The sequence below is a fragment of the Chitinophaga pinensis DSM 2588 genome (assembly GCF_000024005.1).
GTDB lineage: Bacteria > Bacteroidota > Bacteroidia > Chitinophagales > Chitinophagaceae > Chitinophaga > Chitinophaga pinensis.
The window spans coordinates 7,958,908-7,984,982 of sequence record NC_013132.1 but is presented as its reverse complement, the minus strand read 5'-3'; the positions used below and the strand labels follow the sequence as shown (position 1 = coordinate 7,984,982).

Here is a 26,075-nt window from a genome sequence, read left to right as displayed (position 1 = left end):
TTAGCAGAACGAACTTGGAAACCAAACACATCGTTTTTCGTATATATGTTATAAACATAGATATGATGAAAGTTCGTAGACTATTATTACTGCTGTTACCAGTGGTACTAGGCTCCTTTATGCCAATGAAAGGAATTACCTGGACAGCAATTGGCGATTCCTTTACTTATTTAAATGACCACCTTGAGGAGAGTGATAACCGGGTTGAAAAAGGTTGGATAACCAGAACTACGGAACTGGTACCAGGTCTGACATATATCAATCATGGCCACAATTACTGGACAAGTGTTGAAATTGCCTACAAAATAGATCAATTCGATCTGAAACCTTCAGATGTATATACGATATTTCTCGGTACGAATGACTGGTGGCTAGGAGTAAAACCCGGTACTTTGGATGATTACACCAACAACACGGGTATCGGTACTGTGAGTGGGGCTTTCAGAGTGATTATTGACAGGTTACGTAGCCTCAATCCTAAAGCGCATATTATACTGATGACGCCTATGCAGCGTGGGGATTTTGTTTACATTCTTAATAACAAGGTTAATAGCTGGGGATCTTATAAAGATCAGGAGGGACAGAGTCTGGAGGCTTTTGTGAATGTGGTGAAGGCAATCGGAAAAGCAGAAAATATGGAGATCGTGGACCTTTACAGTGAGCCAAGACTGGAGATCAGCCAGGCCGTGAAGTTTAAATACCTCAGAGATCCGCAAACGCGTGAATACAAAGAATATGCTTATCCTGATTATATCAACATACCATATACTGTGGGAGATAAATATCCTTATCCGTTAAAAGCAGTAGATGTGACTTATGATGGTATACATCCCTCAGATAAAGGGTGTGAGATTATTGCAGAGTTATTAGCGAAAGTGATAAAAAATATTCGGTTTTAGTGGAACAAAACCGGCCCCAGGAAAAGGTTGCACTATTTGTGCAACCCTTTTTTTTGGAGATAGGCCAACAGTGTGGCTGGTCTGTCTGTCTGAAAGATTGTAAACCCTTTTGATAAGAGCCAATCCCAGCTATCTTTTGTATTCCCATCGTCAAAAGCCATATCATCATAATGTCCTCCATTCAGGCTACTCCACAGGGAGTTTACCCAAATCCTGCAATTCTTTTTAGGGAGATTGGACAAAATTGCAGCAGTATCTTTTTTGAAAACAAATTCAAATGCTGCGGGATGTAATTGGTTCAGGCATTCATGAATATTAGCAGCAGCGTTACTATCATCCAGACTGATAATAGGCATGTACAATGCTTTCGCAATAACAGCAGCGTGTTCCGTTTGCAGCACTGCCGGTGCTATCTGACCTTTCAATATACCCTGATCCACAGTACCTGTTTTTTCAAGTACGGCATAGGTCTCCTCCAGACAGTTGTAACTCTTATCCAGGTTGACCATCACTTTACCTTTCATCACCAGCATGGCTTCTTCCAGGGTGGGAAGCCATTGTTACAGGAGTTAATGGTTTTCAACGAATAGCTTTAGCATAAAGTGTTTAATCTTTGTTTAAATATTTATCATTGCCGCCTCAGAAATTGAGAATTTAGTTGCATAGTAATTGTGAATCTGCTGCGAGTTATTGGGCTATTTTTCAACTTGTGGGACACCGTTCCACAAATTAAAAAGCACGTATGCAGAAATGATATCAAACAAAAAAGCCTCCCAAGTTTTCACTTGAAAGGCTTTTAAAATGTACCCAGAACGGGACAATTAGCGAACCAAGTGTTACAGGATTTAATTGTTTTCAGCGAATTGCTCAATATTATGATATGTTGACTCTCATTCAAAGAAGTTTCATTACCGTTTCAGGTGGAAAAACACTAAAATGATACACTTTATCAATATTTGGTTTAAAAAATACATTGTTGTTGTACTGTAGGTACTAGAATTCGATTTTAAATAAACTTTCTACTTGATTTAGGAGATGAGTACTGGAATTGAAGGAAATAAAGTATTATGAGTCTTAATCAGAGAAATTATACCCCCAAAAATTATATTTAACTAGTTTATTATGAGTTTTTTGTATTTTAAATTTGCGGGTAATTCTAACGAAGACGAAAGGTTCAAGTGTTTGAGCTCATGGTTTGAAAATTTGGGTCGGATATAAGTGTGATATGGTCATGTCCTAAAAAATAGTTATTTTTGAGTACTATGAAAAAAGTTGTTAACAAAAAGATCTCAGTTGTTGGTCAATCCTTTCCATTAAAAGTTCAGGCTATATCTGCTGATAGAGAAAGGAGAATGAATGGTATGCAGGGTGTCATAGTACATTCTGGCATTATTGACCAATTGAAAAAAGTGAGAACTAATTCTAATAATTCTGCGTCAAAGTAATTTCTACTTAAGCAAGATGTCTTATCCGTACGCCCCAGGAGCCCAAAATGAGTATAGCGAAACTTATGTTTTCCCCACAGATAACGGCTCATTTTACATTGTTGAATTTTATAAAGCGTTAAATCATTTCACGGGTAGTGAGGAAGTTTTAATGAATTCAAAATTAGTATTTGAAATTGCAATTAAGCGTAGCTACTTAGAAGGTCCTCCTCCTCGAAAAAAAAGAAATGATCCTGAAGTATATCCTACTATAAGCGATATTTTAGATAAGCTGTAAGTACCCCTTAACGGCAGACAGTTTAAAATTAGATAAAAGTGTCAATTTTAAACTAATCTGTTCATCATGAAAAAAACAAGATTTACAGAATCCCAGATTGTTTCTATCCTTAAACAACAAGAATCCGGGATACCGACCAAAGAGATCTGCCGACAACACGGCATTTCAGAAGCGACTTTCTATAATTGGAAGAGTCGTTATGGAGGTATGGAAGCCTCAGATGTAAGGCGTTTGAAAGATCTAGAAGAAGAAAATGCGCGTCTGAAAAGGATGTATGCTGATGTATCCCTGGATAATCAACTTCTTAAAGATCTCTTCACAAAAAAGGCTGGGCCCTGCCACCCAAAGACAAATAGCGCATGAGCTGGTTAGTGAAGAAGGTATTTCTGTGAGTAGGGCCTGTAGACTTGTATCCTTTCCACGATCTCAATTCTATTACAATAGCCGTAAGAATGATAATGCAGTTATTATTGCATTGCAGGAATTGGCTTTTAAGCATCCTAATTACGGCTTCAGGAAGCTATCCTCTTATTTGCGGAGGGCAGGCCATAAATGGAATCATAAACGGATTTACCGTGTTTATAGGCTATTAAAACTCAACAAACGTAGGAAAGGGAAAAGACGATTACCCGCCCGGATAAAGCAACCACTGATCAGGCAACAAATGATTAACGTTAGTTGGAGTATGGATTTTATGAGTGATAGTATGACTGGTAATAGACGCTTCCGGACTTTTAATGTAATGGATGACTGTTCAAGAGAAGCATTGGCTATTGAGATCGATACATCCCTATCTGCCAAGAGGGTTACGCGGGTACTGGACCGAATATTGACAACACGTGGTAAGCCGAATAGTATACGAGTAGATAATGGACCGGAGTTCACTTCTACAAAGTTTTGCCTATGGTGCAAAACGAATAATATCATCGTTCAATACATCCAGCCAGGTAAGCCAATGCAAAACGGATATATAGAAAGGTTTAACCGTCTATATCGTGAGGCTGTTCTTGATGCATACTTATTTTTTGACCTTAACCAGGTACGAGAGTTAACAGAGGAGTGGCTGGAAGAATACAATCAGCGTAGACCACATGAAGCATTAAATAATCTTACCCCAGAAGAGTGGAAAAACATGGTTCTTGAAGAAACGATTCTCCAGAAGAATACTGTTTGCTAAACGGGGTACTTACACCTTAAGTTCATCTTCGGTAAGAGATTTTAAAGCGATTGTGTAATAGTTATTGCAAGCGTAGTCGCAGTAAACAAAAAAGCCTTCCAAGTTCACACTTGAAAGGCTTTTATAATTCGTACCGAGAGAAGGACAATTGTCTAACCAGTTTATTCAAGATTTGATAATATTTGATAACTTTAATATATGACTAATTGTCAGAATGAGTACCTAATTCTTCGCTTCACGACAATAGAATAGATGATTTTATTTAAGTATAATTTATTACACATATAATGTATAATTTATTTAATTATTAGTTCATTTTTGAAAAGTTTCCGTATGCCTTTCTCTCTTCCCATTCCTCAATCAGACAATCCCAATTTTGTAGTAAATCTTTCAGTTGGAGAGATTTTATACGTTCTTGGGCCGAATGGCGTTGGTAAATCTCGCCTAATGCAGCTTTTCTATGCACATTTTCCTAATACAACATTAAGAATATCTGCTCATAGACAGAATTGGTTTACCAATAGCTCAGTATCCATCACAGCAGCTTCTCGATTAAGCTCACTGGGTGCGCAACGTAACCAAGACATTTCAGTGGATTCCGCTTGGACGGAATACCAGCCTGAAGTACGTATAAATATTGCTTTATATGATTTAGTGGCTGCTGAAAATAATCGCGCAAGAATAATTGCCAAAGCTTTTGAGGAAGGGAATTTAGATGAGGCTGCAAAATTTAAGGAGGAGCTACAGCCACCTGTCAAGACTATAAATGAATTATTAAGACTATCTAATTTGCCAATCGTAATATCTATATTAGAAGATGGTCAAATCGTAGCTTCCAAGTCAGGGGGGCCATCATATGCAATAAATAAACTGTCCGACGGAGAAAGAAATGCACTTATTATTATAGCCTCGGTTCTTACAGCACAAAAAGAGTCTCTTATTCTGATTGACGAACCTGAAAGGCACTTACATCACTCTATATCATCTCCTTTATTGTCTTTGCTTATAGCAAAGCGACCAGATTGCGCTTTTATAGTTTCGACACATGATATAATGCTGCCGATCAATAGTGATAATGCAAATATAATGCTTATTCGTGGTTGTGAATTTCAAGGAGATAGCGTTCGCGCTTGGGATGCTGATATACTTCCATCAAATACTACAATTGATGAACAAACTAAGGAAGATATTCTTGGTTCAAGACGGAAGATGCTCTTTATAGAAGGTACGTCACAAAGTCTTGATACGCCTCTCTATAGTTTAGTTTTCCCTGAAGTTTCAATCGTTCCGAAAGAAAGCTGTCGTGACGTAGAGAAATTCGTTACTGCAATTCGACAGGAAGAGAATATTCATTGGGTAAAAGCCTTTGGCATTATTGATGGTGATGGTCGTATGCAGGCTGATATAGATCAATTAAAAACACAAGGCGTGTATGCTCTGCCATTTTATTCGGTGGAGGCCATATATTATCATCCTGAGATTCAGCGTCGCATTGCTGAACGTCAAGCTGCTATGTTAGCAGGAGATCCAGCAATATACTTAAAGCAAGCTGAAACAACGGCACTAGATGCGGTTCGTGCACAAATTAGACATTTAAGCCAAAGAATCTCTGAAAGAGCTGTCCGTGAAGAAATCTTCAAAAATTTGCCCACTAGAGCTACAATAGTCGCGGCGATACCCGTAGTAATAAATATTGATGTCGTTACGGCTATTCAAGATGAAGAAACACGACTTAATGACTTCTTAGCAGCAAACGACTTACTTTCAATTCTTAAAAGATATCCAATACGTGAAACTGGAGCTATTAATGCAATTGTGAGAAGCTTGCAATTTACCTCACGAGCTAATTATGAGAGTGCCGTTATAAAATTACTTGGGGAGAATGAAGAGGCATTAAATTTTGTAAAATCTTTATTTGATACTTTGCCAACCGATATTCATAGATGACGCAGAATGACTTTGATAATGTTTTCAATTAGAAAATAGATACACACGGGGAAGGCGCTGCCGCCGCGCCATTCCCTGCGACCCATCCCGGCGGGGTTCCCAAACAATGGGAAACATTTGTTTGATGAAATAAGGCAGTGTGTTATCAAAATTTATAGGTGGTTCCGCAATTTCCTGCAATTTCCTATGACCCACATATTCTTGGAATGACAAGAATTTTTCAAAAAAATTTGGCCATATGTGAAGGAACCCTCTCCCGTGGACAAAAAAGCCGCTATTTCCTTTACTCTCGCTTTTAAAAAACGCTTCACATCAATCGGTTTTGATTTAAACCATTATTCGATATTTAAGTTTATAAGCGCAAAATAAGGGTTCCCTTATTGATGGACAAGGAGCCACGGAGATGATTACCCCCGCTGTAACATATTTTCGAGTATCGACAGACGATCAAGGTAAAGATGGTTTTGGAATGCAAGCGCAGCAAGGCGATGTATGCTTGCTTCGGCGCGTCATTGACTTTTTTGTAGCGCGTGAATTTTTCGAAGTAGATAGCGGAAAGAATGATAAGCGCCCTATCCTCAAAAGCGCCTTACGTTACTGCAAGAAAATAGGCGCTATTTTGATTATAGCCAAGATAGACCGCTTGGCGCGTCATGCCTTTTTCGTGGCGCGACTTCTCGAAAGCCCTGTAAAAATTATTGCCGCTGATAAGCCCAACGCAACTAAACTTCAATTGTTAGAAGACGCGATTGAGGCCGAAAAAGAAGGTGACATTATCAGCAAGCGCACAAGCTCTGCAATGCAAGCGGCCAAACGGCGTGGTATTCGGTTTGGTGTAGCGTGTAAGGACCTCGCGCAAAAGAATAAACAGGCGGCAGATGATTTCGCCAAAAAAATGATACCGATCATAGAAGAGCTAATTGCGCAGGGATTTAAAACAATTCGCGCCCTGGCTGCCGAATTAAACCGTCGTCATATTCATACATTCCGCCGCCATCGTGCAAAGTGGCACCGAAATACTGTGTATAACCTTCTGAACAGGATCAAGGAACTCTCAATCAATGACGATACCCCATCTTTCACCGAAACATCTAATTCGTGTTAATGCTAATGTCGTGGTTTCTTGAACCATCAAAACCCCAATTATCGATGCTAATCGGCCGCTATGTGATTGTACGTCATAATACCTTTTATGCGCATATGCATTTTTTTCGATATGAAAACGGCACGCATACACTGCAAGTACACCCGCGTCTCGGTCAGGTCGGTATTTTTCTCGATATCATTGAAGGGACTGCAAAGGTGAAGTTTGAAAGGGATGACATCGCTTTCATTCCGTTGGTGAACGTGTTTTATTTTCGCCTGGATACATATCGGATTTTAGAAGAAACGCTTTATATCCAAGATGCAGTGCGGAGAAAATACGGTATAAAAGCTGTTGAAGATAATCTCGCAGTGTCGAATGCGGTTGTCGAAGGACGCGAACCGGATGCGCTGCGTCTGGCGAGTAAAAACATTTTTGCCTATCATTTTTTGTCCTTCCTGAATGCGCCGTTTAATTTTCATCAAATCATTTATGAGCAACGGGACGATGACGAGCGTTTCTTTTACTATAGACAATTACAGTTTCAAATCAGCGTGGATAATATCTTGCGTGACCTGGATAACATTTTGGCACATGCGCATAATCGTTTCAAACAAACGGTCATGGACAAATGTAACTTCACCGATGCAGTCTACGCAAAAAAAGTAAAAGCATCGACAATGCCTTTCACCGACACGGACAGGGATTGTATTATTGAGCAGGCCGATGAAATTTTGGATCTACTTACAGATCGAATCAAATTTTACGTTCCCCGGTATCTCTATTGCTTTGACGAAGGATTCGGACGCCGAAGACCTTGCCCCCTTTGCACACATGTCTATAAAACTAATCGATCAACCATATGAAACGAGCCTTAAATGCTTTGACCGCCTGCGCCGTGGTCAGCCTCTTTTGTTTTGCGACTTGTTCTAAAAAAGATGACAAGGACGATGATCCAACGGTAAATAAGATGACTATAGCGGATTTAACAGGATCAGCCAATAAAGATTGGACAATCATGAAGGTAGAGCGCACTTATTACAGCGCTGATGGTAAAATCGATTCAACGTTTACGCGGGAAGCGTTGAGCAGTGATGAAATGATACAATTCTCCACAGGGCCGACAATTGGCGATAAAACAGAAACTCACATTTGCCGATTTCCATTAAATAGTTACATCCCTGACTTCGGAACTTGGACGCTTTTATCTAATCCGCAACGATTGACGTTTTCCTGTTATGTGTTCAGTTGCGATCCTTATACCGTCGGCACATGGGATATATCCGACTACGGGAAATCCGCTTACGGGTCTTCTTTCAATATCCAACGCATCTTTTCATTGGAAAATGGGCGAACATTGAAAGTGTGGGCGCATCTTTACGCTGATAGATAGAACGGTGTCAGATTATGAGAGCCAGCAAAGCAGAACTTCACACACTGCTGGAAAAATACGTCATCATCAAACACAACACCTATTGGGCGGCTATCGAACATGATGGGCGCTACCGTTATCATCCTCGTTTCGGTCATGTCGGCTATGTTATCGCAATTGTCGGTTTTAGTAAGGTAAGGGTTGTCTTTGATGACGGCGATTGCGAGACGTTTCCCATCGAGCGTGTTTTTTATCTACGTGAGATAGACGATATCTTCATTGATATTTTCGGAAACGAATTTGCTCTGATCCGCCGTCATGGCGAAAAGAACGTCCTTATGCTACGGGCGATTTATCATGCTGCCGAGAATAGGCACGATAAAGTTGCGCTCCGGATGGCCTACAAAAGCATATACGTATATCGTTTTCTGACGACGTTGAATTTACCTCGCCGATTTCTTGGGCCTGTTCAGATGATTGGCGAAATGGGCTATGATGATGACGGCATGTTCCGAATAAAAGCTTATAGATAATTTTTTATACACCTAATTTATAATACACCCGAAAGTCCCCCTCAAATCATGAAGAAGACAAACGTTTTACGCAGCATTCACGACTTATTGACCAAAGCCCCCATTACATTCCGCGAAAGGTTTCGCAAAGAATGCTCTTGTTCAGTGCCGACTTACTATCGGAACATGCGACCTAACACGGATAAACATGCACCCCGCAATTCTTATCCTGAATTGAGTAATATTGAAAAGAAAGCCGCGATCGAGCAGGGTGAGAAACTTATACATGAACTTAAACAGCACTTGGAGGAGTTGAGGAAGGAGATTGTCTGAAATTGGTTCAGCCCGCAAAAAAATTTGACCCCGCCAATCGTGAGGGGTTTCTATTTTCCATTGTTTGGAACCCCGCCGGGATGGAGAAGGAGGAAGGCGCGGCGGCAGCGCCTTCCTCGGTTTAACTTTTCATATGTTTACAGCGTTTGCTGCATACGGTCATACACATATCGTTATCATTTTCCGTTTTCTTTTGACTTTAAACTGGCTTGTCCCGTATCAAGGCCGCCCACACTCCACCGCGTAATTTTGTTACGTGATTAATTATAACCGAAATAAGGAGAACCCAGTATGACAACCCCTAAGTGCCTATCACTCCGTTTATTTAATCGACCACAAGCCGCCGCCTATGTTCACCGTAGCGTAACAACGCTTCATAAGTGGGCGGAGAAGCGAAAGAACCTTCGTTATACAATCATTGGCAGAGAAGCCTTTTACGAGCATGCCGAATTGGAAAACTTCCGTAGAAGCGAACAAACTTTCTAAAAAGAAGAGAGGCAAGCCGCTGTAACGGCTCCCTCTCTCAGTAGCTCAACATCACATTATTATCCTCTGGAGATCGCAATGAACATTGAACATGCGAAAAGCATATCCCTTGCCCTAATTTTAGACAAGCTCAATTTAAAGCCCGTCAGAATATCCGAGTATGATCTTTATTATAACAATCCCTTTCGCCGTGACGAAAAAGCAGATTTTCGTATCGATCTGCACGAAAACTGCTGGAATGACGAAGACACAGGTGAGAGGGGTGGCGTCCTTCAGTTCGTCTGTAAGCATTTGCAGCGTTCAGGATTAGGTAGCACCGAATTTGATGCCCTGCGATGGATTGGCAATATGTTTGGTCTTTTGCCTGCTATCAAGCCAATTGCCAACATTGATATTCAGCAGGACGATTTGAAACTGAATGTCACTGACCAGAAGAAAATCGAGCATCCCGCTTTAATAGAATTTCTTGAATCGCGAGGTATTCCTTCATCTTTAGCAGACCGCTATTTAAAAGAAGTCAACGTGTACAGCCGTGTGAAATGCAAAAGCATTTTTGCACTTGGTTTCAAAAATGACAAAGGCGGCCATGTATTAAGGAATAAATATTTTAAAGGTTGTTGCAGTCCTCAATATCTGACGTTTATTCGCGGGAAGATTCCAAAACCTAATACAATCCACATCTTTATTGATTGGCTTGATTATCTAAGTGCCATCATCCAGCAGCGAAACGGACGGAAATTAGAAGGCGATACAATCGTTTTGAACGGCCTTCGCAATTTAGCCAAAGCCACACCATATATAAAAGGCTATGGCTATCGCCAGGCATTCACATGGATGAGCAACGACCAAGAAGGAAAAGAAGCAATCACTAATCTCGACACCTTCTTTGCAACCGAAGACGGATTGTCGCACAAGCCCATGAATAGCCTGTATGCGCCTTATAAGGATGTCAATGCATGGCATATGGTAAAGGTCGGGCTTCCTGAATAGTAGGCTGATTATTTCGGTTAGGTGAGAAGGCGCATTACCTCTTTCTTGCTGCGGCGTTGACGGATGGTCACGGAGCTTGCCGTCAACGCTCCCTCGTTTCCAACAAGAATTTTCTCCGTCCCTTTGGGACTTCCTCGCCCTGCCCAAAATTTTTGCCGGACGGTCGCTTACCGACGGCCATGGGCGCTCCGTATCCATCAACCACACGCAGAAAGGCATTCAATGATCCAAGCACCCCAAACAACATTTAATCGCCGTGATATTCATCAACAAGTAACCGACACCATTATTCAGCAATTGGAGAAGGGCGTTATCCCTTGGCAAAAGCCGTGGAATGGCGCCGAAAACCGTCTTATGGCGTTGCCCAAGAATTTAACCACGGGGAAGAAATACCGTGGCGTGAACATTCTTCTTCTCTGGACGTCTGCATTTAATAACGAATTTCTTACTGATGAATGGGGCAGTTTTCTGCAATGGCAGGACAAGAAGGAAGCCGTTCGTAAAGGTGAGAAGGGTACGATGATCGTTTACTTCGATACACTCGAAAAAGAAGAGGATGGCGAATTAAAGAAAATACCTTTTCTCAAACAATCGGTCGTCTTCAACCGCTGTCAGCTGGCAAGCTATGATTCCGCCGCAGAAAATCCGAACCTTTTGAATGACACATCGCTTGTCGAACGCATCGAGCAAGTTGATAAATTTGTGACTAATACATCTGCAGTCATCGAAAACCTTGGCTTTGGTGCATTCTACGATCGTGATGATGACAAAATCACGATGCCTTACAAAGAAGCCTTTAATAATACGGAACATTGTACCGCAACCGAAGGATATTATTCTGCACTTCTTCATGAATTGACCCACTGGACGGGAAATTCGAAACGCATTGATCGGAAATTCGGAGACAATGTTTATGCGACGGAGGAACTTGTCGCCGAATTAGGAGCCGCTTTTATGTGCGCTGAATTTGGGATTAATGTCGCAGAGAAAAGCAATACGGCGGCTTATATCGACTATTGGCTGAATGTACTGAAAGACAATAAGCATTGTTTGCTGACCGCAGCGTCGGAAGCGTCAAAAGCTGTTGACTTTCTACAAGGACTCCAGCCTACTTGATCGGCTAACCGCAATAAAAGCGCCCGCATGCGGGCGCTTTTTATAAATATCTATTTTATATATTTGGAACACTAAAGTATTATATATGACCCCTGAAATCGACGAAATACTAGTTTGCTCAAATTGTTTTAAAGACGAAGGTCTATGTTTGGATGCAATCAAAATTGGGAATGATAATCCCCAACCCTGTCCTAACTGCCAAGATGTTTTGGGTAAAAAGCTTGGTTATAATGAGCTTTATGATCTGGCAAATACATTTTTTGTATACGGTTCAACCTTTCGGACTCAGTATGGTGCTTCAAATGCAATTCAATTTAATGAATATCATTACAAATCGTCAGATTTGTCTGTTCCTGAATGGTTAAAAGACGATTTAGAACTTATATCAGAAAAACTTAAGGTAGGATTTTTTCATTACGGCCCAAGATTATGGAAGGTTGGTTAAATAGAGCCTTTAAAAGCGCTTCAAGACGATAATACAAGACCCACGGTGATAAGCAGAGTATTGACGGAATTTCCGACAATAAACTTATCGGCAGGAACGAATTTTTATAGGCTACGGAAAAATCCCAATGTGCCAAGTAATTTTAATGAATATGATAGCCCACCCGATCAATATCTAGGTCGTGGTAGATTTGATTCACAGAGCTTACCAGTTTTTTATGCGTCTCAAGATTTGGATATATGCATACATGAGTCGCGCGTCACAATCGAAGATGAACTTTATCTCGCTAAATTGGCACTAAGCAAGCCGATAAATGTTTTGGATTTGTCAGAGTCTATAACTGAGGAGGGAACTGAGTTTGAAAGCATAAGCATGGCAATTCATTTCTTATTTAGGGCACCAAGTCATTCTTATGAAATTCTAAGAGAGATCGCTCTCTCTGCATCTAAAAACAAACTGGATGGAATAATTTACCCATCCTATTTTAATCAAGTGTCTTCATCAGATCAGACAATCAAGAATATTGCTATTTTTGGAAGGCCGATTGAGAACGGTCTTTTAGAAGTTAAATGCATAGACAGATTGATGTTGAAACATGTTGAATATAGCTACCATTTTGGGCCATCAAGTTTTTAGTAGTTCAGGCACAAAGAATGGTTTGTCAAATGCTGGAGGGATATTCTTTCGAATGTTTAACAAGGCGTGAATGATGGAAAACTCTTTATAAGTTCCAATGCACTCATACGCTCACCAGACTGAGAAATACGATCAAGCAAAGCTTCCTTATTGTCAGTATAAACATGTAAGCAATCACGTCCACGTGATGCACTTACATAGAATTGTTGCATAGAAGCGGCTGCAAAGGTTGATGCTGGTTGCGAAATAAAGACTTCATCCACCGTCATGCCTTGGCTTGCATGACTCGTAACGCAGTATGCATAAGCCAGATGCCCGAATTGTTGAGGTAAGGTATAAAGGGCTTTGGTGTCAGGGTGTCGGGCTATAATATCACCTTTGGCAGTTGAAACCACTTCTAAAACCTGTCCGTTGTTTAACGATTGTTTTTTCTTATCAACACCGTTGCGTGTCACGGTAATGACGTCGCCTTTTAAGAGGTCGATTTTCTCTTTGCGATAGACCTCGAAACCCTTTAGATCATTGAGCGAAGCGGTAACGTTTTTCCCTTTTTCGTCTTTCATGACGAGACATTTGCCCTCTACTTGCATGATGGACAAGGTTGTACCGTGCGTGATTCCTTTACAATTCTGATTGAATTGCAAAATCTGACCTGAATCAAAATATCGGCTATCCGCTTTTTCCGCTTCGGTTAAGTTCAGGTTGACAAGGCGGGTAAAGGGCTTTTCTTTTCCGTGTAGCTTTCCAGCATGGCGTAATGTCTGACGAATAGCTTTCGTCACCGTTTCGCCTTGCGCATGGGTAGGCGATACGACAAGAACGGTTTTACCCTGACCGATAGCCGTCATATAGTCATTGGTAAGGGAAGCGTAATTTTCATCACAGGTTTTGATTGCCCCCATTCGCTCCATCTTGCCGAATGCCGCCATTACATGGCCTTTTGATAAATCGTATACCGCGTCACGATAGGGTTGTTTACGCTGACGATGAATCTTGTTGACCGTTACGGGAACGATTCCCGCATCCATCAAAATACGTAGGGAATCCCCATAGGCGACGGCTGCATGTTGGCGCACGTCGCCGCTTAAGATGACGCGCGTGTTAAACGTGGTTGCAAGCTCTAAAAGGGCCGTCATGTCTTTTGTGCCTAACAATCCCGATTCATCAACCCATAAGATTTGATCCTGCAAATATTTTTGCAGTTCAGGAGAGGCAAGCAATTTGGCGACGGTTTGGGCATCCGCAAAACCTTCCTTTTTTAAGACATCGCGTGAAGCTTTCGCCGTCGGGGCGACGACGATGACCTTTTTCCCTGTCTTTTCGATCATTGAAACGGTTTCTTGCATAAGGATCGTTTTACCCGTACCCGCACCGCCCATGATGATCGACACTTTATCTTTTGTCGTCAGAACATGGCGGGCCGCACGTCCTTGCTCTCCCTTTAGAGATAAGGTAGGTGCGGAAATATAGAGAGGCGCAAACGTGTCTTTGCCGTCATGGGCAAGTTTGACCATGCGTGTTTCTTCACGCAAAACGCTGTCCAACGTACACAACACGCGATTATCCTGCTTAACGTTGATAATATTGGGATGCTTCTTAAACGCTGTGTTTATTTGCGTAATCGAAACATTCTTTTCATCGATTCCGAACTTGTAGGCTTTGGCGAGGATCTTGCGATCTTGGACGACGGAATTTCTTTCAAAATGATGCAGTAACGAATGATCGATACATTCATCGGCGGTGAGAGCATTCGACGTGCTTTCTTGAACGGAAACGATAGACGTATTGACGCTCGGCAGGTTGAGCGTCTTTATTTGTCTTTCCCAATCGGTTCTAAGGTCATCCATCGATAACCCTTTTTGCTTTTTGGCACGGCTCCGCGCCCCGATCTTGTCGAGTTCCTTGGCATCCGTAATATTCTTCTCTTTGGCGATCTGTTCGATTTCGTTGGTACGCTTGGAGAACAGACGAATCAGTTTCGGATCTACACCGACCACCTCAAAAGAGCTTTTTGTTGGGCGTATCTTGTACCCCAATTTCATCAAGCCGTCGGCTAACCGCTTATGAAAGAGTGCTTCATAATAGGGAAGGTCGCGCATCGTGTCGCGAAACTGAACCGCCTTGAATTGCTTTTCGATAGGGTCATATGTGGCGTTAAAGGTGTAGCAATGGCAATGCAAAAATGGGTCTGGCATTTCCCGATTTACGGCTCTGGAGGTCTGGTGGACAAAATCGGCATAAAGTAATTCGCTCGTGATACGGTTCTCATCCTTTCCTTTTTTCCTGACACGGGTTTGCACGTCTTTCTCTATGTCTCTCATCGTGCGATGAACGGCATTACGGAACACGGTTAGGATCGAATCATTTTTTGCGAAGGCATGAAGGAGGCTAACCGACTTCGGACAACAGAACGTCAGATCATAGCCGACCGTCCGCACTTTGCTTTTGCGCGAGGTAAGGGGCTTTAAGGTTATCGGGTTGATGTTTTCGCAAAGAGCGTCGAAGATGAATTTGTCCGTAGGGCCATTTATGCCGATACGCTTCGCCAACCGACCATTGAACGACCCGCGTAATTCTTGGTCATTCAAATAGTAATCGGATTTTAAAAGGGCATCATTGTGGTAATCCTTAGCCTGTTCCGCAGAACGGCTTTGAGTCATTCTGAGCATGACGAAGATTTTCCTTAATAGCTGTATTTTTCTACAGAAGGGATTCTGACCGTTTCAACCAGTAATTGACGTGATTTGTCTATTTATAAAATTTATGTAATTAGTTTAAAGCTTTGAAAGTATTTGATAAAGCAAGGAGATGATTAACTCATCATAATCCCTTGGTCGCGTGTTCAAATCACGCCCGAGCCACCATTTTTCAAGCACTTCCGTCATGTTTTTTTTCTCGACTGTATCAAAGATCACGTTTGTATCATTGGCCGAATTAAGATTTAAACTGATTGGTTTTACAACTTCTGCTTTACGGCGATAAATCCGATTAGTCGTTCGTGCGTCAACATGAGCAAGAAGTGATTGAGCATGTGCAAGTGAAGGTGCATCACTGGCACATTTAGCCCTCAAATCATGTTGTGTGAATGTTTCCGTTACTTTTGTTTCTTTAATAACGCGCTTCATGAAACGCTGCCAATTGGATTCCCAACCGCTGGCTTCACCCTTTTTATGATCCCAATAGCATTGCCCTCGTCTGGTACAAAAAAGGAATGTCGATACTTGTGTAGGACGTGCGTCAAGCGCCTCCTGCACGGCTTGTCGCAGTTCTGGTGTCCAGACATAAATTGTTGTCTTGCCGACCTTCTTGCGGGTCTTTTGACGGACATTGTGTATCCCATCGTCTTTGAAATGGAGATCAGGTTGCAATAGGAGAACATCGGGTTTGGGCATACCTGTAAGCAATCGAAGCTTAATCATTGCCTTAATCGCGTTCGTGCAGTCCTTTTTATGTACAGGTTTTAAGGATAGACACTCAACGATTTCCCAATCCTCGATATATCGTGTTCGTGGCTGCGATCCTTCAAGTTCTAATTGCCCTTTGAATGGGTGCGCTTCAATACATCCCCAACGGATCGCTTTCGTAAAAGCGTGTGATAACGTGCCTATTTCATGACGGGCTGTAGACGCACCGCCATGCTTTACCTTTCTTATTCCATCCATTGTGAAAGTCGGCTTACTACGTCGGTCGTAATATTCATATGCGTGAATTGGCTTAAATGCCGTAAGAGGTATCTTTTCAAATACCGCCTTTAGGTTTTTCACATCCCTTTGTTCCCGCCGCTGTGTCGCTGGAGCTTTCTTTGGTATTACTTCCAAAGCATAGCGATCAAGCATTTCCCCTATGTTTCTGGGCTTTTCCGCCTGATCGGCCATTCTCGTAGCCCATGTTTCATATGCTTCCGACAAAGTTTCACCCAAACGGAAAAACTTTTTGCCATCCCACAAATGCACAAGCCCACGAGGGACGCGATAGTAAAAGGCCCCGTGTTGGAAAGTCCAGCCTTTAGGTAATCCACGGTTTTCAGGCTTGCGTGGTTTTGGCATTGATTGCACCCCAATACGGCTGGATTTCCTTAATGATTCTACGTTTTACGGAATCACCGTCAAGCAATTTTTGAATATGAGAACGTGACACAATTACGGTGCCGTCGGGCCTTGTTTTGTGTTCAATACCCATAGAACGGAGTGCGATAACTTGGGCGTTTCTCTTCTTCCTTCCAGTAAGGAAAATGATTTCTTCAGTATCAAGAAATAGCATCTGTACACCTATTGGGGTTTGTTACCTTGAGGTCGTCGTTAGCGGCACCGTTTTGTTCAAACTGTGCAGAATGCGGTGCGTACTTTTATGACAGGGAGAGGCTGTATATACTGTTTGGCTGGAAGCCCGCAACTGAAAACAAAGAATGACAGTGATAGGCGACAGACATCTTCCCGATAAGATCGGTTATGCGGATATTAACCGTTTTGGGCTTGATCTAGCGGTTATGATATGTTAATTAAAATTATTGGAGATATGTGATGATCATTCTTAAAATCTTTGCCGCTAACGGAGAGCTACTGGAAACCCGTAAAGAAGGAATAACCCCTGATAATATTTCTATGTATGCTAAACAAACCAGCCTCGAACGAGTAGAGGGGTATTTGAAATGTTTGGAAGATATAATTTCAGGACTTAATGATGTGATATGGGGTAAGCATAAGTATCGCCCAGATTCTAAACAGATGATTGCTACAAATACAGAAAAGTTTCTTGGAGAGAAACAAAGGTTCCTAGAGTATGGGAAGCAAAATAATTCCGAACGGGATCAAGGGTATTCGGATTGTGTGGAAGATGTTGTATTAGGGCTTAATGATATTATATGGGGAAAAAATAAAATCATTCCGGATACGAGGCATATGATTGGTGCCAATACAGAGAAATTTCTCAAGGAAAAGGAAAAACTCTTAAAATGTGGAAAATCCTTTGTAGAAAAAATGGCTCCTGAGAATAATGACCCAGTTCCTTAAACCTAAAATGTCATTTTTTGTTATATTTAAAAAAGAAAGTGAAAAAAGGAGATAAACCTACCGTTCCCGCTAGCATTTTTGTATCTTTTTATAAGCAACTAAGAAGGAAATTTTTTGAAGAATTTGTAAAACCAAATTTGAAAGAAGATTCAGAGGCAACAGAGGAAGAAGAAAGGATATGGAATGTACTTGGAGAAGACAAAAAAACTCCAATAACAAAGTCTCTATTTGATGTCAAAAACCCCCAATATTTTTACAAAAAATATGAAGAAGGAGCTAAATTCCATATTGAATATGACTATCCGCTTTATCCTGTAACTGTCGATAGAAAAAATTTTACATTAGCCTTGAAATATCTTCTTTTTGGAAATGTAACCAAAATCGCCGACTTTCCTGAATTAGATTTTGATCTCCACGCAAAATGGGAAAAGAATTATTCCACACTACTTAACGTTTTCATGAAGAATGAATTTCCCAATGGAGTTGAAGAGATAAAAGAAGGAATTATTGAAAAAAAACTAAGTGATGATAAATTGGATAATACATTTTTAGACACTCTTACTAGTTGGAAGGGGATAAATATCCAGCCTCTTGAAAAGGTGATTAACACGTTTTTTAATGCAATTTCTTCACGTAATTATATTGATGCTTGGCACCTAGTGTCACCAAGGTTTCAGTCCCACAGTATTTGGGCAGGAAGTTTACAAAACTTTGAAAATTCATTTTCAATAGTTGATTCTATAACTAACATAAAGAAAATTCCGATCTATTATAAACACAGAAAAGTTAAATGCGGGATTAGTTATCGTGAAAAAGGATATATAATTGACTATTCTGACATTTCTGACAAAGAGAAACTATGGTTCGGCCGTGTATTGGAAAACTATTTGAGAGACATTAATTATAAGATAAGTTGTGTTTATTCTATTGTGAATAATTGCTTTAATTGGAATGGAAATTCATGGAATGAGACAGAGCCATTTGATTTTTTAAATATAGATAAGAAACATTTATATAACAATAGTTTTCAAAAGGTGGCGAACATGGTCATACAGGAGTATTCTATGTTCTTGAACGCAATTATAGCACCATGTAATTCTATTTCTTATGATAACACTGGATTTGCGTTGATAACACTTCGTTTTGAGTACGGCAGATGGCTAATTAGTGAGATAGAAGTTTTAGCAGATGACGATCAATTCATGGAACGTTGTACCGAATTTTCTTGAATAAACGTCATTCCGGTTTTTCCTGTAATGCTGTTATTTTTTCCTGTCATTCCCGGAAAAACTGGAATGACTAAATGTGTTGAGGGGGTCTGATATTTGTAATCGAATGGGAACGTTATCAAAATATAGATCGAAGTAGCTACGATTATTTTGAAAACGAACTCTTAAAAATTGAAACAAATATCTAATAACTAAAATCAACCATGTATGAGCTTGAATAAGCCAGATCGCGAGGCGATCATCAAAGCAGCAAAAGAGGCGGATAAGGTAAAGGAGGTTAGATTCTCCGAAAGTCAGGGTAGTGTATATATTGATAAGACCAAATACACCGACCGTCATGCTGCCCTTGAAAAACTCAAAGGTAAGTAGCATGCGGGCCTAAGTTTGCCCCTTAATAGTCCCACGGTAGTAAATCTCGGCCGAGTACGTGGGCTATTCACTCTAACCCTATATAGGTGCGTTTTACCGTTAAACGGTATCGCTTTATTATCATGCTTTCGGGGCGGTTCTGCCCCAATTTCTCAAACACATTCACTAACATTCTAATTTATATCGTCATGCAGAATGAACGATCAAAGGGCTTATTGAATATAAGCCAAAAGGAAGTCGTTGACTTTTTCGACAAGGAAACGGATTCAGAAGGAGTCATGAAACTCTTTTTAATGTTCGTAGGTGTGACCTTGACGCCTATTACCCTGCTCGGGGCGCTGATCTTTTATAAAAAAGGCTATAAGCGCTTCATGGAGGGGGAACATCCTCGTCTTCACGACTTACCGCCTATTGTAAGTCTTGGAATGATAATAGGCGCTATCTCAATATGGGGGAGCCTGTTTTTCTTCGCGAGCTATATGCATTCTTTTTTTTATCTGATTTTCGGAGAGGCGGTAGACCATAATTCTTTCTATATCTATGCTTTCACCGGAATTAATATTGTTCTCACCGTTGCTGTCTTTCTATGGTTTCAAAGATGGCGTTTGAAGGCAGCAAAATACGCCGCTGATACCAAGCGACACGGTACGGCGCGTTTTGCAAAGCCTGAAGAGTTACAGCCTTATGAAGCGCCCAAAGGGTTTTATATCGGACAAGGTACATACTACAACAAGCCCGGTCATTTGTTGTCTGTGGCGGGAACGAGGGGCGGTAAGGGTGTGAACCTCATTTTACAAAACCTTCTGATGCCACATTTATTCAAAGGTTCATGGGTTGTTATTGATCCTAAAGGGGAGCTTTTGGCTATTTCCAAATCTGCACAGCTCGCCGCAGGCCGCAAGGTTGTTGTTCTCAATCCGTGGCAATTACTAGGTTTAAATGGGGTTTCTTACAACCCGCTCGATCTTCTCAAAAACGATTGGCTCAACATGGCCGATGATGTGGAAATGTTGGCAGAAGCCATTATCCCCGCAGATCCCGATAGTGAAAATTCACATTGGAGCCTTCGCGCCAGAACCTTTATCTCAGGGTTGTTGCTGCATCTTGTAACGACAGCGCCCGAAGACGAGCGCCACTTAGGAACCCTCTGGCAATGGCTTCGGCTAGAGAATGACAAATGGATAGAACTTCTGGCTGATATGTCGTTGAATAATGACCCGAACGCTGGAGAAATCGTTAGAGCAACGGCGAATGAGATTATTAGTCTCATGAAAATGTCCGATAAAGAATACGGGTCTGTCATGTCATCGGCGCAAAAACACACCGATTTTATTAAATCGCCTGCTTTACGGGAAGCGTTGAAAGCGTCCACGGATTTTAAAGCGGAAGATTTGGCTTCTGGCAACGTAACTGTTTATGTGTGTATTCCATTTGATCGCCTTAAAAGTCACAATGCTTGGCTGCGGTTGGTGGTGATTTCTCTTATGCGTTCGGTTATCCGTAACCCTAAGAAAGACGTTTGTTTCCTATTAGATGAAGCCTATGCTTTTGGCTACCATAGCGAGATTGATATGGCTCTAGGCGCTTATGCGGGATTTGGTATTCATGTGTGGTCGATCTTCCAGACCCTTGTTCAGATCAAGAAGATATACGGGGATAATTGGGAAAATTTCATCGCAAATTCTTCCGTGAGACATTTCTTTAATATATCGGACAATTTTTCAGCAGAATACATTTCAACAATGTTCGGCCAGACGTCCGTTCCTGAATATGACGAAAAAGGAGAACTGAAAGGAGCAACGGCCCGACCTCTGGTGACTAATGATGAACTACGGCGCACATCAGGCGAGGTCATTTACTCGGTTATCGACCAGCTTTCACCGGCACAGATTCCCAAGCATCCATATTACACAATGGATTTACCAGCCGACCCTAATCCTTATTACAAAGGATAGAAAAGAACACTTAAGGAACATTCATTTTTAAAAAGAGGGGCTATCCCTGCATAACGCAGGCATGCGCAAAGACGTGGTTTGTCATGCAAACCTTGTCTTTGCAAGGGGGGATGGTTTGCCATCCCCCCTTGACCCCCCAAAAGAAAAATCATGACGTATGTCAGAAACACAAAACCCGAAGCCGAAGGAAAAACGTGTCCTCATTCAGCTTCGCACAACAGAGGAAGACAAAAACACCCTGCGCGAGTTTGCCAAACATGCAGGAATGAACATCACCGATTTCGTGAAGTTCCGCACGTTGTCCAAAAGGCCACGGCTCAAAGTGGCAACCCCTGAACGGGAAGTATTACTACATCTCCTGTCCGAATTGGGAAAAAACGGCTCGAATATCAATCAAATCGCGAAGATCATGAATGCCGATAACAAGACGTCTTATTCAGTATCCGTCAAAGAAGATCTTATTGCCGCGGCATTGGAAGAGATAAGGCAAACGACGGCCAAGATCGTACAGGCGTTAGAACAAACCGCTATCCATGATAGTGAAGGGGAGAATTCGCGGTAATGGCGGACAGCTTGCAAGCTATCTTTTACGCAAAGGCGAGAATGACACGGTAAGACTCTTTGATATTCGAGGGACAAGCCATCTTTATGATTTGCGCAAGTCATTGCTGGAAATGTCGTTCACCAGTGAGCTAACGAGAACTGACAAAGGGCTTTATCATGTGCAGATCAATCCCCGCCCTGGAGAGGATAAGAAGATGACCGCCGATGATTGGCTCCGAGCCGCTGAGATCATGGAAGAGGAAACAGGCTTTAAAGGTCAGAAACGCATCATGGTCATGCACGAGAAAAAGGGCCGTATTCATATGCACGTCGCGTGGGAACGGTATTCTCACGGCACAGGAAAGATGATCTCGAACAAATATTCTCGTTACGCACAAGATAGAGCCAGAAAGCGAATGGAGAATGAATTCAGCCAGAATAGGACGCCTGATAAGAACATTGAGCGTCCGGAACTGAATAAGTTACTCGCTGAATTATGGGCGCTTCATCCGTCAGGGAAAGCCTTTATCAAGGCAGTCGGTCAATACGGTTACACAGTTTGTCGTAGTGAAGGTCGTCGCCCGATGGTTATCATTAATAAAGCAGGGCGTTCCTTTGATTTAGTGCGGGAAACCAAAGTAAAGACGAAGGATATGCGGGAACGATTAAAAGGGTTGCAATTACCGCATGACAAACAAGTCATCGCATCTATACGAGAAAGACAGCAAAACGATACAAAGGAAACGCCACGAGAGAAGCGTATAAGGGAACTGAAAGAACAGATGGAGCAGCACGAAAAAGCTAAAGACAAACAACAAGGACGTTAATTTAATCAAATCACTTTTTTATGAATTGGGAAGAAATCGTCGAACGACACGCAAAAGACTATAAAGACTATCTCAACGGATACAAACAAAGCCAAGAGCAGCTTAAAGCTGACAAAGACATGCTTTTACAGCATATGAAATGCAAGGAGGAAACCTTACCGGACAATCTCAAAGATAAGTTGGCCAGAGACAAGGATGCATCGCAACAGGAATGGGGCATGTATGGCAACAAGTTTAAAAACATGCGTGTCGCACATCAGAGAGAGGTCGATAAATACTTCAGGAGCCAACAACTCAGTCAGGAGATCAGCACCGCGCAAGAAAAAAAGCCAGAAAGAGGCGCAGGCCGTAATTAATTAAACGAACAGTTATGACATGGGAGGAATTAGAACAAAAACATGATGCTGAATGGAATGAGTTTCAGCAAGCCTATCAACAAAGCTGGGGGCAGCTTCATCATGACAGAACGGAAGTGCTAAAGGTCTTCGCTTATATGACGGAGAAAGTGCCCCGAAGTGTTAACCGTATACTTGATAAGGCGCAAAAGGACTGGCAACAAGAGTGGGGTATTGACGGATGGCGAAGTGAGAAATTAAAAGACGCTCAGGAAAAAGAAACAAAAATCTTTTTCGAACGGGAGCGGATTAGACGGCGAATAACGATCGGCCTTGATAAACCCAACGAAAGGGATCGTGGACAGTAATTAAAATGGGAGGCTCGGGTCGTTGTGCAAGAGAATGGGTGAAATATTGAGAACCCGAGCAATCCATTTTAGTTTAAGCTTGCGCGAAATAGCACAGGTCGCGGGCATTTCCAAATAACCGCACAGCGTCAATTCCATGCTAATGAAATCAAGATCGTTCTTGTCATGCTTCCAGTAGGCGGAAATGTATTTATTGATTAAATAATGCGCTGATGCGGCATAAGGCAAATGATCGCCTTTCCCTTGGTATAGGGCGTGCGCGATACGATTGTCATTCACACTCATTTTATTCATATCAATAGTCTAACAAAAACAAATCAAAATGTCCACTGAAAGTATAGCAATGCTTGCTCTGTTGAAAGCGCAAGAGACACAGCGGCAAGCACTGGCGGCTAGTGCGTATGAAGCATGGCAACCCATTAAAGAAAAGGAGGTTGCACTCTTAAAACAGTTCGATGGAAAGTTTCCCAATGCAACCAAAGACGTTCAAGACGAAATCATCAAAGGACGAGAAAAATATTCCGAGGAATGGGGGGCTGATGGCAAGCTGGCGGCTTTAATGGATAAGCGTCATACCAAAGAAAGAGAGAAACTTGTCATGCAAGAAACAATTACGAAACAACTTAATGAGAAAGGCGATAGAGGCCGCGACCGTTAAATAATAAGTCCCTAAATAAGATGGAAAAGAGAAGAAGAATAACCGACTTAAAACTTACTATTGAGGACATTGATACACATGAGTGTTTTAGAGGTTTATCGCAAGACAAAAAAATAGCCTTAATTTCGTTCGTCTACGACGTGTCATTAATCTTGTATAACTCCCATTGTCATGAAAACAAATGATCTTAATTATTTCACGCGATTTATTCCCAAAAAGACAATCGAAAAACCGAATTACGAAGTTTGGTCATACACCCGCGTTAGTACAAAAGAACAATATCAAAATAATGCAAGTGTCACACGCCAAATAGAGGCGAACCGCCGTTATGCGCAATTGAATAAATTCGAGATTGCGGAAGAATTTGGAGGTACTTACGAAAGTGCTAAAGACGATTTTACCCGTAAAGAGTTCAGCCGTTTAATCGAGAAGGTGACCGCCAGTAGGAAAAAGCCTTATGCGATCCTTGTTTATAAAATGAGCCGTTTTTCACGGTCAGGTGGAAACGCGATAGGACTTGTGAATAGACTTGTTGAGGAATTACGTGTCCATCTGATTGAGGTATGTAGTGGCATTTCAACCGTAACGGAACGCGGCAAAGCCGCCATTTATGACAGTCTTTTTCAAGCCTATAAAGAGAACCTCGAAAAAAAGGAAATCATTATCCCCTTTATGCAGGCTTATTTAAGGGAAGGAAAGCGTTTCGGCAATTCTCCAATTGGATACGATCATTATGGGCCTAAAGTCAGCAATGAAAAGTTTTTAAGTCTCACGCAACGAATTGAAATCAACAAGGACGGTGAATTGCTTCGCGAGGCTTTTCAATGGAAATTATCGGGTCATTATAGTGACGTGCAGATTTTAGAAAAACTAGAGGCTAGGGGCTTAAAAATACGTGCTCAAAAGCTGTCAAATATATGGCGCAACCCTTTTTACTGCGGTGTTTTAATTTCAAAAATGATTGAAGAGCCAGTTATGGGGAAATGGGAGCCTCTCCTAAGCCAGAGTGATTTTAAGAAAGTCCAGCAGATTTTAGAAGGAAATCCATCAGGATATCAGCATAAGAAGGAAGAAGATGCACGCCCTTTGACCCGGCTTTTAAAATGCGATTCCTGTAAAGGCTATATGGTTGGCTATGAGGTGAAAAAGAAGAGGCTAAATTATTATCGGTGTGGCAAATGCCGTGGAGTTTGTCTTAACGCTCACACAACGCCTAAAGCGTTAAAGAAGGGCGCTAATGACCTATTCCTGGACTTGTTGGACAGTCTCACTATTCCGTCATCAATAATCCCACTTGTTACTTTACAGCTTACAAAGCTGTATGACTATTTTACCCAAGACCAAACGGATGACGACAATTTGAAATCTCAGCTCTCAACCTTAGAGAAACAATTAAAGAACCTGAAAATTCGTCATGGACTTGGAGAAGTTGATCGAGAAACATATGAACTAACAAGCGATCATTTAAGAGAACAAATAGCCCGTATAAGCAAGGAATTGGAAAAGGAGGATTTTAAAATATCTAACCTAGATAGTTTATTGAAAAATTCTTTAACTAAACTTAGCAATATTCGGCTGGTGTGGGTTTCAAACGATTTAGAGAATAAAAGGAAACTTCAAAGGACATTGTTTCCGGACGGAATATATTATGATGCTAAACAGCATATATATCTAACCCCAAAAATAAACGAGTTCATCCGTTTTAGTGCTTATCTGGCGCAGGGTTTAAATGAACACAAAAAAAATAGCCTGCTTGAATTTCAAGCAGGCTACGATTCTGTACCCAGGACGGGAGTTGAACCCGTACGAGCGTTGCGGCTCACAGGATTTTAAGTCCGGCGTGTCTACCAATTCCACCACCTAGGTATCCTGTAAACAAAAAATCCAAACTGCTCAGCAATTTGGAAATCTTGTACTGAGCGGAAGACCGGGCTCGAACCGGCCACCCCGACCTTGGCAAGGTCGTGCTCTACCAAATGAGCTACTTCCGCTTATTCTAAGAACTTTTTCCCTTCAAAAGAACCATTGTTTTTTCGTTGGGATTGCAAAGATAAGGATTGTTT

The 26,075-nt window shown here is 41.5% G+C and carries 27 protein-coding genes, 2 tRNA genes and 1 pseudogene; 23 read left to right on the top strand and 7 right to left on the bottom strand.

Features of this window, described 5'->3' with window-relative positions; genetic code table 11:
- Positions 1-62 precede the first annotated feature (62 nt).
- The gene (locus CPIN_RS31395) at positions 63-899 is read left to right on the top strand and encodes an SGNH/GDSL hydrolase family protein (RefSeq protein WP_148230684.1); all 837 of its coding nucleotides are present in this window, start codon (positions 63-65) and stop codon (positions 897-899) included.
- A 32-nt stretch (positions 900-931) separates the two neighbouring features.
- On the opposite strand, the gene CPIN_RS31390 is transcribed toward CPIN_RS31395, so the two are convergent.
- Complete coding sequence (locus CPIN_RS31390) at positions 932-1,432, bottom strand: DUF4996 domain-containing protein (RefSeq protein ID WP_052306915.1); 501 nt, start codon at positions 1,430-1,432, stop codon at positions 932-934.
- Positions 1,433-2,161: 729 nt separating this feature from the next.
- On the opposite strand from CPIN_RS31390, the gene CPIN_RS31385 reads away from it, so the two are divergent.
- From CPIN_RS31385 to CPIN_RS39250, 12 genes are all read left to right on the top strand, one after another.
- Positions 2,162-2,344, top strand: coding sequence for a hypothetical protein (locus CPIN_RS31385; protein ID WP_044220152.1), 183 nt, complete (start codon positions 2,162-2,164; stop codon positions 2,342-2,344).
- Positions 2,345-2,360: 16 nt separating this feature from the next.
- Positions 2,361-2,621, top strand: a complete 261-nt coding sequence (locus tag CPIN_RS31380) for a hypothetical protein (RefSeq protein WP_012793915.1) — start codon at positions 2,361-2,363, stop codon at positions 2,619-2,621.
- A gap of 66 nt (positions 2,622-2,687) precedes the next feature.
- Positions 2,688-3,798 (top strand): IS3 family transposase gene (locus CPIN_RS31370; protein WP_012789065.1). Its coding sequence is split into 2 segments (ribosomal slippage): positions 2,688-2,944 and positions 2,943-3,798, totalling 1,113 coding nucleotides; the frame shifts between segments, so codons are not numbered across the junction.
- 318 nt (positions 3,799-4,116) lie between these two features.
- On the top strand, positions 4,117-5,745 hold the full coding sequence (locus CPIN_RS31365; protein WP_222838165.1) for an AAA family ATPase: 1,629 nt from the start codon (positions 4,117-4,119) through the stop codon (positions 5,743-5,745).
- Between the two features lie 403 nt (positions 5,746-6,148).
- Positions 6,149-6,850 carry a recombinase family protein gene (locus tag CPIN_RS31360; RefSeq protein ID WP_044220146.1) on the top strand — a complete coding sequence of 234 codons (702 nt, stop codon included), beginning with the start codon at positions 6,149-6,151 and terminating at the stop codon, positions 6,848-6,850.
- 44 nt (positions 6,851-6,894) lie between these two features.
- Positions 6,895-7,695 (top strand): hypothetical protein, encoded by an 801-nt coding sequence (locus CPIN_RS31355; RefSeq protein ID WP_012793912.1) that lies wholly within the window; start codon positions 6,895-6,897, stop codon positions 7,693-7,695.
- Entirely contained in the window at positions 7,692-8,222 is a 531-nt protein-coding gene (locus CPIN_RS31350) for a hypothetical protein (protein ID WP_012793911.1), read from the top strand. Before CPIN_RS31355 ends, CPIN_RS31350 begins: the two co-directional genes overlap by 4 nt.
- Positions 8,223-8,236: 14 nt before the next feature.
- Positions 8,237-8,734, top strand: coding sequence for a hypothetical protein (locus CPIN_RS31345; protein WP_012793910.1), 498 nt, complete (start codon positions 8,237-8,239; stop codon positions 8,732-8,734).
- Between the two features lie 876 nt (positions 8,735-9,610).
- Positions 9,611-10,522, top strand: coding sequence for a DUF8464 domain-containing protein (locus tag CPIN_RS31335; protein WP_012793907.1), 912 nt, complete (start codon positions 9,611-9,613; stop codon positions 10,520-10,522).
- A 222-nt stretch (positions 10,523-10,744) separates the two neighbouring features.
- Positions 10,745-11,638: an ArdC family protein gene (locus CPIN_RS31330; RefSeq protein ID WP_012793906.1), complete on the top strand. Its 894-nt coding sequence runs from the start codon at positions 10,745-10,747 to the stop codon at positions 11,636-11,638.
- A gap of 85 nt (positions 11,639-11,723) precedes the next feature.
- A complete protein-coding gene (locus tag CPIN_RS39255; RefSeq protein ID WP_012793905.1) occupies positions 11,724-12,083 on the top strand; it encodes a hypothetical protein in 360 nt (119 codons plus the stop codon).
- A 129-nt stretch (positions 12,084-12,212) separates the two neighbouring features.
- Complete coding sequence (locus CPIN_RS39250) at positions 12,213-12,719, top strand: RES domain-containing protein (RefSeq protein WP_052306914.1); 507 nt, start codon at positions 12,213-12,215, stop codon at positions 12,717-12,719.
- Positions 12,720-12,775: 56 nt separating this feature from the next.
- On the opposite strand, the gene mobF is transcribed toward CPIN_RS39250, so the two are convergent.
- From mobF to CPIN_RS31310, 3 genes are all read right to left on the bottom strand, one after another.
- The gene (gene mobF, locus CPIN_RS31320; protein ID WP_012793903.1) at positions 12,776-15,388 is read right to left on the bottom strand and encodes a MobF family relaxase; all 2,613 of its coding nucleotides are present in this window, start codon (positions 15,386-15,388) and stop codon (positions 12,776-12,778) included.
- A 105-nt stretch (positions 15,389-15,493) separates the two neighbouring features.
- The gene (locus CPIN_RS31315) at positions 15,494-16,765 is read right to left on the bottom strand and encodes a tyrosine-type recombinase/integrase (protein ID WP_012793902.1); all 1,272 of its coding nucleotides are present in this window, start codon (positions 16,763-16,765) and stop codon (positions 15,494-15,496) included.
- Positions 16,743-16,979: a DUF4224 domain-containing protein gene (locus CPIN_RS31310; protein ID WP_012793901.1), complete on the bottom strand. Its 237-nt coding sequence runs from the start codon at positions 16,977-16,979 to the stop codon at positions 16,743-16,745. The genes CPIN_RS31315 and CPIN_RS31310 overlap by 23 nt, the downstream gene beginning before the upstream one ends.
- Positions 16,980-17,239: 260 nt before the next feature.
- On the opposite strand from CPIN_RS31310, the gene CPIN_RS31305 reads away from it, so the two are divergent.
- The 8 genes from CPIN_RS31305 to CPIN_RS31275 all read left to right on the top strand — a co-directional run bounded on the left by CPIN_RS31305 (position 17,240) and on the right by CPIN_RS31275 (position 23,354).
- Entirely contained in the window at positions 17,240-17,728 is a 489-nt protein-coding gene (locus CPIN_RS31305; protein ID WP_012793899.1) for a hypothetical protein, read from the top strand.
- 38 nt (positions 17,729-17,766) lie between these two features.
- On the top strand, positions 17,767-18,957 hold the full coding sequence (locus tag CPIN_RS31300; RefSeq protein ID WP_148230682.1) for a hypothetical protein: 1,191 nt from the start codon (positions 17,767-17,769) through the stop codon (positions 18,955-18,957).
- A 207-nt stretch (positions 18,958-19,164) separates the two neighbouring features.
- Positions 19,165-19,326 (top strand): hypothetical protein, encoded by a 162-nt coding sequence (locus CPIN_RS39105; RefSeq protein WP_012793897.1) that lies wholly within the window; start codon positions 19,165-19,167, stop codon positions 19,324-19,326.
- A 188-nt stretch (positions 19,327-19,514) separates the two neighbouring features.
- The gene (locus CPIN_RS31295) at positions 19,515-21,281 is read left to right on the top strand and encodes a type IV secretory system conjugative DNA transfer family protein (protein ID WP_012793896.1); all 1,767 of its coding nucleotides are present in this window, start codon (positions 19,515-19,517) and stop codon (positions 21,279-21,281) included.
- Positions 21,282-21,438: 157 nt separating this feature from the next.
- Positions 21,439-21,843, top strand: coding sequence for a plasmid mobilization protein (locus CPIN_RS31290; protein WP_012793895.1), 405 nt, complete (start codon positions 21,439-21,441; stop codon positions 21,841-21,843).
- Positions 21,815-22,651 carry a relaxase/mobilization nuclease domain-containing protein gene (locus CPIN_RS31285; RefSeq protein ID WP_012793894.1) on the top strand — a complete coding sequence of 279 codons (837 nt, stop codon included), beginning with the start codon at positions 21,815-21,817 and terminating at the stop codon, positions 22,649-22,651. The genes CPIN_RS31290 and CPIN_RS31285 overlap by 29 nt, the downstream gene beginning before the upstream one ends.
- Positions 22,652-22,671: 20 nt before the next feature.
- On the top strand, positions 22,672-23,007 hold the full coding sequence (locus tag CPIN_RS31280; protein ID WP_012793893.1) for a hypothetical protein: 336 nt from the start codon (positions 22,672-22,674) through the stop codon (positions 23,005-23,007).
- 14 nt (positions 23,008-23,021) lie between these two features.
- A complete protein-coding gene (locus tag CPIN_RS31275; RefSeq protein WP_012793892.1) occupies positions 23,022-23,354 on the top strand; it encodes a hypothetical protein in 333 nt (110 codons plus the stop codon).
- Here the strand turns inward: CPIN_RS31275 and CPIN_RS31270 are convergent, their stop codons facing one another.
- Complete coding sequence (locus CPIN_RS31270) at positions 23,355-23,648, bottom strand: hypothetical protein (RefSeq protein ID WP_044220138.1); 294 nt, start codon at positions 23,646-23,648, stop codon at positions 23,355-23,357.
- Between the two features lie 28 nt (positions 23,649-23,676).
- Between CPIN_RS31270 and CPIN_RS31265 the strand changes: the two genes are divergently transcribed.
- Both CPIN_RS31265 and CPIN_RS39715 read left to right on the top strand, forming a co-directional pair.
- Entirely contained in the window at positions 23,677-24,012 is a 336-nt protein-coding gene (locus CPIN_RS31265; RefSeq protein ID WP_012793891.1) for a hypothetical protein, read from the top strand.
- 171 nt (positions 24,013-24,183) lie between these two features.
- Positions 24,184-25,044, top strand: a pseudogene (locus CPIN_RS39715) (recombinase family protein); the annotation flags it as partial.
- A 748-nt stretch (positions 25,045-25,792) separates the two neighbouring features.
- Here CPIN_RS39715 and CPIN_RS31260 read toward each other — a convergent pair.
- Positions 25,793-25,878, bottom strand: a tRNA-Leu gene (locus CPIN_RS31260).
- Positions 25,879-25,930: 52 nt separating this feature from the next.
- A tRNA-Gly gene (locus tag CPIN_RS31255) sits at positions 25,931-26,003 on the bottom strand.
- Positions 26,004-26,075: the final 72 nt, after the last annotated feature.